Annotated in this window: 13 protein-coding genes, 1 other RNA gene and 2 pseudogenes; 8 read left to right on the forward strand and 8 right to left on the reverse strand. The window is 49.4% G+C overall.

Annotated features, from left to right (window positions below; all coding sequences use genetic code 11):
• Positions 1–8: 8 nt before the first annotated feature.
• Positions 9–524: an inosine/xanthosine triphosphatase gene (gene yjjX / locus BZG14_RS05040; protein WP_077608153.1), complete on the reverse strand. Its 516-nt coding sequence runs from the start codon at positions 522–524 to the stop codon at positions 9–11.
• Entirely contained in the window at positions 487–1,368 is an 882-nt protein-coding gene (locus tag BZG14_RS05045; RefSeq protein ID WP_077608154.1) for a sterol desaturase family protein, read from the reverse strand. Before BZG14_RS05045 ends, yjjX begins: the two co-directional genes overlap by 38 nt.
• A 166-nt stretch (positions 1,369–1,534) precedes the next feature.
• Here BZG14_RS05045 and eutB point away from each other — a divergent pair, with 166 nt between their 5' ends.
• The 5 genes from eutB to BZG14_RS05070 all read left to right on the forward strand — a co-directional run bounded on the left by eutB (position 1,535) and on the right by BZG14_RS05070 (position 7,589).
• Positions 1,535–2,515: a hydroxyectoine utilization dehydratase EutB gene (eutB, locus tag BZG14_RS05050; protein ID WP_077608155.1), complete on the forward strand. Its 981-nt coding sequence runs from the start codon at positions 1,535–1,537 to the stop codon at positions 2,513–2,515.
• Positions 2,516–2,552: 37 nt separating this feature from the next.
• Positions 2,553–3,521 carry a cyclodeaminase gene (locus tag BZG14_RS05055; RefSeq protein WP_077458790.1) on the forward strand — a complete coding sequence of 323 codons (969 nt, stop codon included), beginning with the start codon at positions 2,553–2,555 and terminating at the stop codon, positions 3,519–3,521.
• Positions 3,522–3,766: 245 nt separating this feature from the next.
• On the forward strand, positions 3,767–5,674 hold the full coding sequence (locus BZG14_RS05060; RefSeq protein WP_198532020.1) for a S8 family serine peptidase: 1,908 nt from the start codon (positions 3,767–3,769) through the stop codon (positions 5,672–5,674).
• 13 nt (positions 5,675–5,687) lie between these two features.
• Positions 5,688–6,092 carry a hypothetical protein gene (locus BZG14_RS05065; protein WP_077608156.1) on the forward strand — a complete coding sequence of 135 codons (405 nt, stop codon included), beginning with the start codon at positions 5,688–5,690 and terminating at the stop codon, positions 6,090–6,092.
• A 252-nt stretch (positions 6,093–6,344) separates the two neighbouring features.
• Positions 6,345–7,589, forward strand: a complete 1,245-nt coding sequence (locus BZG14_RS05070; RefSeq protein ID WP_077608157.1) for a dicarboxylate/amino acid:cation symporter — start codon at positions 6,345–6,347, stop codon at positions 7,587–7,589.
• A 61-nt stretch (positions 7,590–7,650) separates the two neighbouring features.
• Here BZG14_RS05070 and BZG14_RS05075 read toward each other — a convergent pair whose 3' ends face one another.
• Positions 7,651–8,556: a hypothetical protein gene (locus BZG14_RS05075; protein WP_077486535.1), complete on the reverse strand. Its 906-nt coding sequence runs from the start codon at positions 8,554–8,556 to the stop codon at positions 7,651–7,653.
• A gap of 586 nt (positions 8,557–9,142) precedes the next feature.
• On the opposite strand from BZG14_RS05075, the pseudogene BZG14_RS15865 reads away from it, so the two are divergent.
• Positions 9,143–9,274 (forward strand): annotated as a pseudogene (locus tag BZG14_RS15865) (LysR family transcriptional regulator); the annotation flags it as partial.
• Between the two features lie 5 nt (positions 9,275–9,279).
• Here BZG14_RS15865 and BZG14_RS05080 read toward each other — a convergent pair.
• From BZG14_RS05080 to smpB, 3 genes and pseudogenes are all read right to left on the reverse strand, one after another.
• A pseudogene (locus BZG14_RS05080) lies at positions 9,280–9,546 on the reverse strand (alcohol dehydrogenase catalytic domain-containing protein); the annotation flags it as partial.
• Between the two features lie 250 nt (positions 9,547–9,796).
• Positions 9,797–10,163, reverse strand: a transfer-messenger RNA (tmRNA) gene (gene ssrA / locus BZG14_RS05085).
• Between the two features lie 47 nt (positions 10,164–10,210).
• On the reverse strand, positions 10,211–10,696 hold the full coding sequence (smpB, locus tag BZG14_RS05090; RefSeq protein WP_069362793.1) for an SsrA-binding protein SmpB: 486 nt from the start codon (positions 10,694–10,696) through the stop codon (positions 10,211–10,213).
• A gap of 155 nt (positions 10,697–10,851) precedes the next feature.
• Between smpB and BZG14_RS05095 the strand changes: the two genes are divergently transcribed.
• Together BZG14_RS05095 and BZG14_RS05100 are read left to right on the forward strand one after the other, a co-directional pair.
• A complete protein-coding gene (locus tag BZG14_RS05095; RefSeq protein WP_069362794.1) occupies positions 10,852–11,283 on the forward strand; it encodes an SRPBCC family protein in 432 nt (143 codons plus the stop codon).
• Entirely contained in the window at positions 11,276–11,626 is a 351-nt protein-coding gene (locus BZG14_RS05100; RefSeq protein WP_077486536.1) for an RnfH family protein, read from the forward strand. Before BZG14_RS05095 ends, BZG14_RS05100 begins: the two co-directional genes overlap by 8 nt.
• Before the next feature lie 82 nt (positions 11,627–11,708).
• On the opposite strand, the gene bamE is transcribed toward BZG14_RS05100, so the two are convergent.
• Together bamE and recN are read right to left on the reverse strand one after the other, a co-directional pair.
• Positions 11,709–12,065, reverse strand: a complete 357-nt coding sequence (gene bamE, locus BZG14_RS05105) for an outer membrane protein assembly factor BamE (RefSeq protein ID WP_046075182.1) — start codon at positions 12,063–12,065, stop codon at positions 11,709–11,711.
• Between the two features lie 248 nt (positions 12,066–12,313).
• Complete coding sequence (gene recN, locus BZG14_RS05110; RefSeq protein ID WP_077608158.1) at positions 12,314–13,981, reverse strand: DNA repair protein RecN; 1,668 nt, start codon at positions 13,979–13,981, stop codon at positions 12,314–12,316.
• Between the last annotated feature and the right edge of the window lie 96 nt (positions 13,982–14,077).

Consider the following 14,077-nt stretch of genomic DNA (forward strand, 5'->3'; position numbering starts at 1 on the left):
TATTGGCGTTAACGATATAAGTGCGGGTGCATAAACGGAATCAGCGCCATGATTAGCGCTTGATGGTAAACACTTGAGCGGGTTAATCGGTGCCCGGTGAGCATGCCAATGGCGCCCCCTTTTTGTTTAACATTTTCAGTGGCAAACATTCTGTCCATCACATCGCCAAGCTCTTCGCCTTGGTGCAGAGCGTCCAACGCCTCTGGAGGGAGAGGCAGTGAGGCTGAGCGTGCCTCGCCTTGCGTTGTCCCATCATCTATCACCATCCATGCAAAGGTATGTTGACCATCTAAGCCTGCTTCTACCCCGACGTAAAAGTCTCCTTTGTATTCCGCTTTGGCGTGACGAACGCGGTTGCACGCGCCGGCATAGGTCTCTTGCTCTGTCATTGGTTGCTCTGCTACGCCACTGGCGACGGAAACGCCCGTAAAGGTGAAAAGTGTGTCGGGAAAAGCGTCATAAAACGCGGCCTCAACTGCAGCGATTTTAGCGGGATTTTTGGACGTGACGATCACCTGTTTCATGCGCCCAGCTCTCCTTTTTGTGTTGGTAGGCGCGTTGCAGTATACGCCAACGGAGGGGTAAACGCAGCATTCCAAAAACATGACTGGCATCAGTCGGTTGGCCGACTTCGTTTAAGCCAATTCGCATATTATGGTGCCCTTTACGTGGCTGTGGCACATAGGTATTAAACCAGCGATCCCAGCATGAAAGGTTGAACCCGTAATTGGCGTTGCATTCATGAAAACGGGTGGAGTGATGCACCCGGTGCATATCTGGTGTGACGATAAAGCGGCGCAGCCAAGCGTCTAGGTGCTTGGGGAGACGAACATTGCTGTGATTAAACATTGCCATCCCGCTGAGTAGCGTTTCAAACACGATCACGGCGACAACAGGTGCGCCAAGTAGCGCGACTAACACGCACTTAATGGCCATCGACAGCCAAATTTCCACCGTGTGAAAACGCGCGCCTGTGGTGACATCAATGTCCATATCGGCATGATGCACGAGATGCAGCCGCCACAGCCATGGTACCTGGTGGAAGAGTTTGTGTTGGTACCAAATCGCCATATCCATCACAACTAATGTGACCAGAACCGCGCCCCATTCAGGGAGGGAAAGCTGATTAAAAAAACCAAAACCCGAGGCGGCGGCAAAACTGGCCGCCCCCACTGCAGAAATTGGTGCCAGTACGCGCAACGTGAGAGTATTAAATACAGTCAATAAGATATTCCCTGACCAACGTTCTCGCCGCGTGCGAGTGAGCTTGCGCTTCGGCCACCGCCATTCGGCGACGAGCATTACCAACAGTACCAAGGCAAACAGGCTGAGCCTAAACCCGGCTTCGTGCGCTTCAATCCAATGCATAACCACTCCTCATTTATAGAGAGTTTACGCGATAAACCCTGCCAACGTTTAGCGCAAATAGTGAAAATAGAAGGTTGGATCCTGGGTGTCAGGCAACTAATCTGTTGACTAACAGTGCTGTATTTCTCCGTGCTGACTGACCACGCAACGTGAAGGGGGAAGGAGCGTGTCAACGAGCTTGCATGATGTGTACCTGGCCCGCCAAGCGATAAAGCCAGTGGCGGCGCGCACACCACTTGTTTATTCACCGACGCTTTCTAAGCGTTACCAAGCACAAATTTGGCTGAAGCTCGAAACGAGCCAGCCGACGGGCGCGTTTAAATTACGCGGTGCCACCTACGCATTGAGTCGGTTGCCCAAGGCGCTGCGTGAGCGTGGTGTGATCACCTGCTCGACAGGCAACCATGGCCGTGCGCTTGCTTACGCGGCCAAGCAGCTTGGGATCCCGGCGACCGTATGTCTCTCTTCGTTAGTACCTGACAATAAAGTGGACGCTGTTAAAGCAATGGGCGCGCGAGTGTGGGTCGTGGGTCGCTCGCAGGATGAAGCCGAACAAGCCGCGCTTGAGGCCGTTTCGCGTGATGGGTTGTGTTATATCCCTCCCTTTGATCATCCCGATATTATTGCCGGACAAGGGACCATTGGGCTTGAGATCCTTGAAGATGCGCCAGATGTTGATGTGATTGCAGCCGGCTTATCGGGAGGCGGCTTGGTGGGAGGACTTGGCTTAGCGGCGCGTACCATCGCCCCACATATCGACCTAATTGGCGTCTCAATTCGCGATGGGGCTGCGATGCATGAAAGCATCATAGCGGGTAAGCCAGTGGCTGTGCCTGAATCTGAATCGTTGGCAGATAGCCTGGGTGGAGGCATTGGCCTTAATAATCAATACACCTTTTCTTTGGTGCCTAAAGTGATGACGCAACATTATCAAGTGGATGAAGCGTATATCGCCCGTGCGATGATCGATATGTGGCAGTGCGAAAATAGGTGGGTAGAAGGTGCCGCCGTGGTGGGATTGGCCGCGGCACGTCAGCACCAGTTAGAGTGGCAGGACAAGAAAGTGGTGATCGTGGTTAGTGGAAACAATGTGTCAACTGACACCCTGACTGCGGTCATGGCATTAAGTGAGCAGGCTCGCTCTTAGCTTGTGGTTGAATTTGGTGAGTGTCAAAGGAGCCCGTATGCAGCTATATCATCGTCAGCAAATCGAATCTGTTGCGACGTTTAACCCGCACAGTCTCAGTGTGATTGAAAATGCGTTCAGTGCCTTGGGGCGTGGCGAGGTAACCATGCCTCCTGTGTTAAGCATGGCCATTCACGAGCACAACGGCGAAGTCGATGTGAAAACCGCTCACATCAAAGGCGCTGAGCGATTTGCGATTAAAGTCAGTCCTGGCTTTTTTGATAATCCGTCGATAGGTCTACCGAGCCTTAATGGTTTGATGGTGGTTTTCTCGGCATCAACCGGTTTGGTGGAGGCCGTGCTGTTTGATGAAGGATACCTGACTGATTTACGTACGGCTCTAGCCGGCGCGTTAAGTGCCAAGTATTGCGCGCGTGATGATGCCAACATTGTCACTGTGTTGGGGGCGGGCACGCAAGCAAGGTTACAAGTGTCTGCGCTCAAACTGGTTAGAGAAATAGACACGGTGCATGTTTGGGCACGAGACAATGCACAAGCAAGGCAGTATAAAGCAGAGGTTGAGGCCGAACTGGGAGTGCGAGTGATCCCTCACCAAGATGTGGCACAGGCGTGTCAACAGGCCGATATTATTGTCACCACGACACCGGCTAAGCAGCCGATTTTGCATTGGCAAGACATTCCCAAGGGCGCCCATGTCACGGCGATGGGCTCGGATAGTGCAGAGAAGCGCGAGCTTGATCCTCATATTTTGCACAATGCCGACTGGGTGCTGGTGGATAGACGTGCTCAGTCTGAGGTGTTGGGTGAGCTAAAAGGGCTGGCATTGTCACGATGTGTGGAAGAGTTAGGCAAAACGGTGGCGTCGGGGCGTCCCATCGCGCGAAGTGATGAGGCGGTCACCGTGTGTGATTTAACGGGAACAGGTGTGCAAGATACTGCCATAGCAAACTACGTGGTCAGTGCATTGCACCATACTCATGGCTCGGGCGATGCTGGGGCATTATAATAAAAACCAAAAAGCATAACTTATTACATTATAAGTGTCTTTAACGTCACAGTTATTGCACAGTCATGTAACACAAAAGTTAAAACTTGCAGGTTTTGTTCAATTAATTACATCTTGTGCTTTGATAATTAGGCATAAGATCACGTTTCTTTTAATAGCTTGTTTCTATTGAAGTTATTTCTTTTTACTAATGATGGGTCTCTCAGAATTGAGACACGTCTAGTTAGTGTAAAAAGGAATGATAAATGCACAAACACAGCTCTCTTGCGCTGATTATCGGCGCACTTTTTCACAGCTCCGGGGTGTGGGCGATGGCCCAAGTGCCAGATCCTGTCGACCCTCCCACCGATCCAGAGCCACAAGCGTGTGTATCACTGGTTGGCAATAATGACATCGATGGCAGCCGTACCAGCGATGAGCGTTGCTTGCCCGGTGATGATCCCTTTACGGCCGAACAGTGGCATTTGCTTAACAGTGGTCAAAATGCCTTTGCCCGAGAGGGTGGCCAACCAGGCAATGATCTCAACGTATGGTTAGCCCATCGCCAAGATGTGCTTGGACAAAACGTTAACGTTGCCGTCGTCGACGATGGGTTAGAAATTGCCCATCCCGATCTGGCCGCTAACGTCCGTGCTGGAAAGTCCTATGACTTTGTGGAACGTGATGATGACCCGACACCGGAGGGCTGGAGCAGTCGTAATACCGCCCATGGTACCTCGGTCGCGGGGATCATCGCGGCGGTTCGCAATAATGGTATTGGTGGGATGGGGGTCGCACCGCTTGCCAACCTGCAAGGTTATAACTACCTCGCATACCAAAGCCAAAATGCGTGGGAGATCAGCCATGGCCGCGAAGGCGACTCGGATGATGTCCGCATATTCAACCAAAGCTATGGTGGCTCAGGCATCCGCAGTCATCCCTACAGCGATGACCCAATGAGCTATGATGGTCGCCAGAACGCCCAATACAAAAAAATGAGCACGGAAGCCTTTGGCGGACTGGGTGCGGTATTCATCAAATCAGCGGGTAATGGCTATAAGCGTACCTCGTTTAATCGTCAGCGCTTCGGTCCTGTGGATGAGAACCATGGTTTACCGTGGCAGAACAGCAACCAATCATCCAGTAATGCTAATTACTGGAACGTGACGGTGAGTGCGTTGAATGCGGATGGTGAGCGCTCATCTTATTCCTCCGTGGGTAGCAGCGTCTTCTTGACCGCGCCAGGTGGCGAGTATGGCACCAATAAACCGGCACATATCACCACAGATTTGACAGGCTGTACGATGGGTTACAACCGCGACGATCGTATTCCTTATGATTCACACGATTTACACGGTGGGACAGAGATAGACAACACCTGTGATTTCAACAGCGTGATGAACGGGACGTCTTCGGCCGCGCCAAATACTTCAGGGGCATTTGCGTTGATGATGTCAGCTTATCCAAATCTGTCTCAGCGCGATATTCGCCACCTATTAGCGACGACGGCGACACGCGTGGATGCAGACGATGCCGATGTGCTTTTAACCTATCAAACGGCATTTGGTGATGAGCGCACGGTGACTGGCCTAGAAGGTTGGCAGCAAAATGCCGCGGGGCGCTGGTATAGCCCAACCTATGGCTTTGGTTTGATTGATGTTAATGCAGCACTCGAAGCCGCGAAGACCTATCAGTCTCTCCCTGCACAAGTATTCACGGATTGGACGTGGTCTTATCACAACCAAGAGGGTGAAACTGGGTTAACGATTGCGGATGCCGGGTCGGTGGCGACAGCAGACAGTGTGCAAGTAGCTGACAACCTCACCATCGAGGCGGTACAAGTGCGGACTTCGATCGAGCATAGCCGTATGTCAGATCTGCTGATTGAACTCGAGTCCCCTTCCGGTACCCGTAGCGTGCTGATGTCTCCACGCAATAGCATGCTATCGAACACCCTAGATAGCACCTACCCAGAAGGCTTTACTGACCACCTGATGCTTAGCCATAAGTTCAATGGTGAAGCATCGCAAGGTCAATGGACACTCTACGTCACAGATACGGACGGCAAGACGCGTCAATACAGCTTAGGGGGTGAGGTGAAGTCGATGGCGAATAACAGCGTCGATGGTAAATTGACGCAATGGTCACTGCGTGTCATTGGTCACCGCGGTTAATAGGAGACGAAGTATGAAAAAATTAATGATAGCCCTGGCAATCATGGGTATCAGCCTTGGTGTCAGCGCAGGCACGGTGCAGCTAAATGGCAAAGACTATGTCGTCGTCGAAACCGACAGTAATGCGCGTAATATGAGTGGCGAGCAAATGGGCGTGATGGTTGGCGATAAAGTCGCCGTCTCGGCACAAAGCGCGCCATTAACGGTCACAGGCTCGATTTTGGTCAAAGCCAGTGAGGCGAACGCCAGCCAGCTAGCTCAAAAATATGGTCTCGACCTAGTCAGCTATCTCGATGGCGTGGCGTTGCTGGAAGCGACACCCGGTACCAATGTTGCTGAGCTAGAAAAGGCGTTAAATCAAGAGTTGGATACGCCTGTCAATCTTGAGCTGAATCCACAAAATCAGCGTCCACAATAAGCAAAATGAGCGCTTATTAATAAGAGCCCGTCTTTTTAGGCGGGCTTTTTTGTCATTCTCTCCCCCCATTTTTATAGAGAAAACTGTGGCCCAATTTACTCACCAACCATTTTGTTACTAGTTATTCCAGATTGTTCATAACTTTTACATGAGCCCCGTCTAACAGCTTGGTATGCTTTATCGCTTCTTAGCGCAAAAAAAATAGACAAATCATCATTATGCAGCTGTGACGCTGTGATTAGGGAAAAGACAATGTGGAAAACCATTAGACATTCTTTGCCATTGCAAATTGCAGTGGCGGCCGCACTAGCTTGGCTGGTGGGCACGGTATTCGGCCCCATTGAGAACGCAGAGCAGACCACTTGGTATCCACTGCTTATGCTCGCCAAGGTCAGTTATATCGGTCTACTCAAAGCCGTGGTTGGTGTGATGGTATTGCTCTCGCTACTGGAAGGGATCAGTAATATTGGCAATGTGGTTCGCCTTAAGCGCCTTGGTGGTGCAACACTTTTGTTTTACGGTTTTACCACTACCATTGCGATCACACTTGGTCTTGGCGCAGCGCTGATGATGCCCGAGTGGCAACCGCTCACCAATGCACCGCCTGTGGATGAGAGCATTAGCTTTATCAACCAAGAGGCTGCGGGAGCCGGAGCCATTGCCACTAAGCTTTTTAACATGGCGTTAGTGAACCCCGTTGAGGCGTTAAGCAGTGGTAATCTACTTGCGATTGTCGTTTTCACCATTTTGTTTGGTATTTCACTGATTGTCGCACTGCCAGAGTCGCACCCATTATTCGAGACCATTCGTGGGCTGAATAAAGGCATTAACACCATGGTGGCAGGGATTATCAAGCTGGCGCCGTTTGCGGTGTTTGCGATTGTCTTTCAGTTTTCACATCAAGGCGACAATGACTTATTTGGTCAGCTGTTTAGCTTCGCCGCCTTGGTGTTTGGACTCACGATGGTCCACGCAGTGATTGTATTGCCACTTATTGCACGCGTCGCTGGTGGTATTGGCTTTGTGAGCCTATTTCGTGCCATTTCCGCGCCACTGGCGATGGCCTTTGCCACTTCTTCCAGTGCTGCGACACTGCCCGTCTCGATGCAGGCCGCCAAAGAAGAGCTCAAGGTCACCCCGTCGACCGCAAGCATGGTCTTGCCGTTGGGCGCGGTGATGAATATGGATGGCACCGCATTATTTGAAGGGATTGCGGCGGTGTTCTTGGCACAACTGTTCGGGATTGATCTGTCGACGACTGGCATTGTGATGATCTTCATTATGGCGATGGTTTCGTCGGTAGGCGCGCCGGGCATGCCGTCAGGCTCGATGTCGGGTATGCAGTTGGTGCTGCTGGCTGCGGGGATCCCCCTGGAAGCCATTGCCATTTTGCTGATCATTGAGCGCCCGCTCGACACCTTCCGTACCGCGGTCAATGTGCAAGGCGATTTGATTGGTGCCACGGTAATAGATAAGTGGCAAAAGCGTGTGGGTTAATCTTGCTGTTGTTTAAACACTGCAGGCAACAGGCAGTGAATTTGCCTGCAGTGTATCGCGCTTACTTGATGGTGAAGCCTAAATAAGCTTCAAACTCGTTGTCGTCAAATGCGTTGCGATCATCGGCAGTTCCTTTCACATCCTTATAATCCCAATTTAATGCTTCATAGGTTACCCCAGCATGCCAAGAAAAGTTGTCATTAACTTGTTTTTTGAATTCGACTTGAGGCTGAATATGCACCTCTGCTGTCGTTTTTTCTCTTTCTGGAATATGAAGGGCGTCAAGCATGGTCTCAACATTAAATGACACGTTGTCGGTAAGAGGAAGAGAGTAGGTCAAATAATCCTCGGTACCAATTTGATATTGGTATCCGTCGGCAGCCTTGTGGTAATAGTTGAAGTTATACCATGCAAGGGAAAGATTCCAGTGTTCAGAAAGATCGCCAGATAGGTAAAAGTTGGTTTCGGCGCCACTTAGGTTTTTCAAACTGCCATCATTTTTATTACCGAGCTGTGCCCACAATTCGATGCCGAATGAAAAGTCCTTTCCTCCAAGAGAGACATCTTTGCTAAAGTAAGGTTGAAAAATATATTGTTTCGCATCCCATGAGTCAGATCCATCGCTGGCTTTCCAAGCGGAATCATAGCGGAAAAAATAATTCAGGCTAGCGTCAAAATCACCCAGGGTGCCAATGCTTTGCAATAAAGCAAACTCGGTATCCCAACCTTCTTTTCTTGATTTTCCTTCGCTTTTAATGAAGTCTTTGTCGACATCAAAAAAAAACCTGTAATCATCACTGAGTTTATAAGTTCCCTTGCCGATGGTGACTTCGGTATCAGTTTTACCATTTTCAAAGTCGTTGACTTTGACTTCACTGGTCAGTGAACCGAGCTCTCCGGCAAAACTTGTGGTGCTGGCAAGCGTGATTGCAGCGGCAATCGCTGTTTTTTGGATAGTATTACTCACTTTAAAGTATCCCTTCTTTAATAATACATCTGAGTACTGTCGCGTTTTAATTATTACTCGTGTATGCACTGCGTCATTGAACGTAACGATACACGTATCGGCTTTTTATCCGATAAAAAACACGTAGCGACAGTCTATTCCTTGACGTTCGCTTATCTATTAGCGATGTAGAGGCATTCACWTGTGTCGAGTGAATGTGGATTTATGCTAGCAATGCGTCAGTAACATGACAATGGTGTTAATAATGAGTTAATTGTCAATTAGTATTTTTACTCTATTTTTTCTGCTGGGAGTCGCACCAATAACCATTCAGGTCCTGTTCAGCTCGAATAAATGACCAGATAAAGAGTTAAAAAAAGTACTAATCCCTACCTAAACAGATTCTTAGTAATCGATTACTCGACAATGGTTCGTTTTCGCAGTGATAAGCATTGTGTGTGAATTTATATTCACCTATTGCGGAGGGATAAGTGGAAGGGGTTCTTTATAGTAAGGGGTTATATAAAAATGAAAAGCATAATTATCCAAAGATTAATCAGTCTATAGTAAAAGAAGGCGGCAGAGCACCAATGATAACCTTGTCTACTCTCCGAGTGATTTTAACCCCGGCAGGTGTGATCATACCTTTACCATCGCGGCAACTGACTATGCGATGCAAACAATCTTGCCATTTGCGCTGCCGCGTATCTATCAGAAAGCCCCTCAAGTTGCATTTGACCCCGTCCATCCAGTTAGAACGACATTGTCGCCTTCTTGGTAGCGGCTATCTTCAGAGTGGATTACCTGACCAGTAAGATCAATGCCTGGTACCATAGGAAATTCGCGAACAATTTTCCCTTGGCCTGTGATAGCCAAGCCATTTTTATAGTTCAGCGATGACTAATCGACGGCAACGAGTACGTCACCATCAGGGAGTTGAGACTCATCAAGTTGCTCGATAGTTGGAAGCGTCTGCTTGCTTTCTTGCTTGAGAACGAGAGCGTCAAACATATCAGTCTCCTAGACGATACCAATGAGGAATGGCTCTCAGTCTAGCGCTGACTCATCGATGAACTAAATGAAACTTTATCATTAACTCTATGCGTTTAAATCATGGGGTATCTGCTGGAGAGTAACGACGTGCCAGTTCCCAGTTTGTATCACAGGTATGTAGCTCACTGGCACACAAAGCAACTAAATCTCTAACCATAGAAATAAAAAAGGGCGGTAAATCAATGATTTACCGCCCTTTCCAATCGATTGGTGGAGCTGGCGGGAGTTGAACCCGCGTCCAGAATCAGTCTAACCAATGGCGCTACATGCTTAGTTTGTCTTTTATCTCGTCAGTGTGCTGCGGACAAACACGCCACGCAAAGACATACCCAAATTAGTTTTAACGCTTCAGCTCTTGGGTCAAAGCATCCACGCGATCCTGTTTGGTTTTGACTATCCTGAATCCCCGTCCTACAGGCGGAGGCTAGGGAGGATAGGCACTCAACAGGTTATTAAGCTGCTAGTGCGTAGTTTTCGTCGTTTGCGACTATTTGTTTGCGGCTTTTTACGAGGCCAACCGCCCCTCGGCATGCTCCACGGGCCTTCTCAATCCTGTCGAATCCTGAATCAGCCCCAGAGTGTGAGCGGCAGAGTCTAACACATTGATCTACCGCGTCAACGATTAACGCGCTGCGTTTTTCATGATCCTGGACTTTTGTCGCTGCCAGTCTCGGTCTTTCGCGGTATCGCGCTTATCGTGTAATTTTTTACCTTTCGCTAAGCCTATTTTGAGTTTAGCAAAAGATTTTTTCCAGTATAAAGACAGTGCCACCACCGTGAAACCGTCTCGATTTACCTTGCCGAGCAAGGTATCAAGCTCACGCCGTTTAAGCAATAGCTTACGGGTGCGCTGCGGATCGGCCACCACGTGCGTGGAGGCGACATTAAGCGGGGTAATGGTTGCCCCGAACAAAAAGGCTTCCCCGTCTTTTAGCAACACGTAGCTTTCACTGATATTGGCCTTACCTGCTCGGAGTGCTTTCACCTCCCAGCCTTGCAGCTCTAGCCCCGCCTCAAAGTCATCTTCAATGAAGTACTCAAAGCGTGCCTTTTTATTCAGCGCGATAGTGTTACTACTTGCTTTGTTCTTTGCGTTTTTCTTAGCCATAGTGGCCGCATTATAAAGGGGATATATCGAAGAATGAAAGGATTATCGCACTCAGTGGGAGAAAGAGTCTGACTTTATCCGCGATGTGGGTTGTGAGCATTGGTCTCAATCAGTCTCGATGGTATTATTTCGCGGTTAACTTGCAAGGAGTCCCTATGCCGCAAATCATCCGCTCGGCTTTAGTGCCGTACAGTGCTGAGCAAATGTTTGCCTTGGTGAACGATGTTGAGTCCTATCCTGCTTTCTTGCCCGGGTGTGTGAGCACCCGCCTTATTGAACATACAGACACCACCATGGTCGCGTCTTTAGATGTGGCGAAAGCAGGGATTAAGAAAACATTTACCACCAAAAATTATTTGGTGGATAGCAGCCGTATTGATATGACACTGGTGGACGGGCCATTTAAACGCTTAAGTGGTGGCTGGAAATTTACGCCGTTATCAAGTGACGCATGCAAGATAGAACTCGACCTCGAGTTTGAGTTCACGAACCGCTTGGTCGAAGCGGCCTTTGGCCGTATCTTCAGCGAGTTAACCAGTAGTATGGTGAAGGCGTTTACAGAGCGAGCGAAAGAGATTTATGAGTGAAGAGACGTTGCTGCATGTTGAAGTGGTTTACCCGTTGCCTAATGAGCAACGTATTTTCAACTGCGTGGTGAAGCCAGACTCGACGGTAGAAGACATTATTCGTCAATCAGGTGTCTTAAGCGCCTATCCGGAGATTGATCTTGAGACCAACAAGGTTGGGGTATTTAGCCGACCGGTGAAACTCGACGCGCAAGTGCGCGACGGGGATCGTATTGAGATTTACCGCCCGCTGCAAGCCGACCCGAAAGAGATCCGCCGTCGCCGCGCTGAGCGCGCGAAACAAGAAGGAAAAGCGGATCCTGTTACTGGTGGACGCGTGGATACCCAGCGCAAACGCTCATGACTAGCCAAAAAGAAAGGCGCCGAGCGGCGCCTTTACTTCATGGAGAATAGATGACGGCATCAGAGAGCCGGATGCGTCGTCGTTACTGAACGGCCTCGAAAAATTGCTCACCTGGCTCGAAATCACCGTCCATGTTCACGAGTTGATTATTATCATCGAATGAAAGCACCAGATCTTTTTGTGTTGGCGCCTCATGGCCAGGTTGTTGCCATTGCACAAAATACCAAGTGTTAGGGTAACCTGATTCCACCAACATTGGGGGGCCGAGAAGGAACTTAACCTGCTCTTTGGTCATGCCAAATTTCAAGGCGTCGACGGCCTTTTCTTCAATGTAATTACCTTGGTTTATATCCACGCGATAAACCAGCTTTTCGGCATAAGAGCAGCCCATCATGGCAATCGCCATCAGAGAGGCAACGGCGGCTTTAGTCCAACCCATAGTTAATATCTTCACTGTCTTGTTTGATGGCAAATCATGTCTGTCGGTGACTATGTGTAGTCTGCGACGGATGCGTCCCGAGTATAATGAAGCAGGGAATATATGTAAAAAATCTGCTAACGACCAGCGTTTGGACGGTGATAATGTGAAAAAGTTCGACGTGTGTAAGGAAATAACCGAGAAAAGCAGAGCTAGTGCACTTTTCTCGGTCTGAATGCCACATTCAGCGCTGTTTTGACTTGGTAGAATCAAGCGGCTACTAGAAGATCTTCCGCGTTTGCCAGGGTGCGATCAGTGATCTCACTGCCACCCAGCAATCGCGCAAGTTCACTAATTCTTGCCTTGTAGTCGAGCGGATACATACGGGTCGTGGTGCTGCCTTTGTCAGTATCTTTGGCTACAAACATCTGCTGATGACCACAGCCTGCGACTTGTGGCAGATGGGTCACACACATCACTTGCGTGGAGTCGCCAAGTTGACGTAAAAGTTTGCCCACAATCGCAGCGGTTGGCCCACTGATCCCCACATCGACTTCATCAAAGATCAGGCTAGGGGTTTCTACTTTTTGGGCGGTGATCACTTGAATGGCCAGCGAGATCCGAGACAGCTCGCCGCCGGATGCAACCTTCGCCAGTGGTTGTAAAGGCTGACCTGGGTTCGTCGACACAAGAAATGCCACCGCATCTCCGCCTAGTGGGCTGAGGTGGGTCTCCGCTTTATTTTCGACTTGGATCTCGAAGCTACCATGTTCCATGCTCAGCTGGTGCATGCTTTGCGTGATCAGTTTGTTCAACTCTTTGGCATAGCGACGACGGCTCTTGCTCAGCTTTTCAGCGGTGTCGAGACAGTCAGCAAACTGCTTGTCCACATCTGCTTGCAACTGCTCAATCGCCTCATCGTTATGTCCCAGTTTCTCCAACTCTTGAATCAATTGTTGATGCGTCTCATATAATGCATCGGGTTGAACCTGATGTTTACGCGCCAAACTCATGATAGTGCTCATGCGCTGATCTAGATACTGGAGGCGTTGAGGATCCATATCGAGTTGGTCAAGATAGCTACTCACTTCTTGGCTCGTCTCTTGGGTTTGGATCCGCGCCTCTTCGAGCATTTCAGCGAGCGGTGAGAAGTGACTATCTAGTGCAGCCAGCTCACTTAAGCGCTGCTGGGCCGCCGTCAGTAAGCTCAATGTGTTGGTCTCTTCGCCATCACTGAGTAAATCCACCACCGCCTGACTGGTCATGGCGATATCGCCACTGTTTGACAAGCGCTTGTGTTCTTCTTCGATTTGTTGGTATTCCTCTTCACCCAATGCGAGTTCATTGAGCTCACCTACTTGATATTCCAAAAGTTGTTGCTGAGCGTCGATGTCATCTTTTTTCTTGATCAGTGCTTTTAGCTCATTTTTAGTACGGCGCCAACGCTGATAGCGTGTCGCCATTTTGTCCAGCAAGCTTTGGTGGCCAGCGTATTGGTCTAATAACGTAATTTGGTGTTCAGGGCGTAACAGTTGTTGGTGCGCGTGTTGACCATGGATATTTATCAACAGCTGCCCCAGCGCTTTTTGCTGTGAGGCAGGTACGGGGTTACCGTTGATATAAGCGCGTGAGCGGCCTTCTTTGGTGATCACTCGCCTTAATATGCAATCATCACCGTCTTCCAGTTCGTTATCTTGCAGCCAGCGACGTGCGGCGCTGTTTTGCTCAAGGGTGAAGCTGGCAGAAATTTCTGCGCGTTTCTCCCCCGGGCGCACCATGTTGGCATCGGCACGATCACCAAGGCACAACCCTAGCGCATCGATAGAAATAGATTTACCCGCCCCGGTTTCACCGGTGATCGCCGTCATGCCTTTACTAAACTCCAGCTCCAAGGATTTAACGATGGCAAAGTTTTGAATGGTTATATCGGCTAACATAGAGAGACACCTGTATCTATCAACAACTGTGTATAGATACAGTATATACTGTTTTTTGATCCAGTGAATACTGTTTGGCAAGAATTGTTGTGAATG

Source organism: Salinivibrio sp. IB282 (assembly GCF_001995685.1).
GTDB classification, from domain to species: Bacteria; Pseudomonadota; Gammaproteobacteria; order Enterobacterales; family Vibrionaceae; genus Salinivibrio; species Salinivibrio kushneri.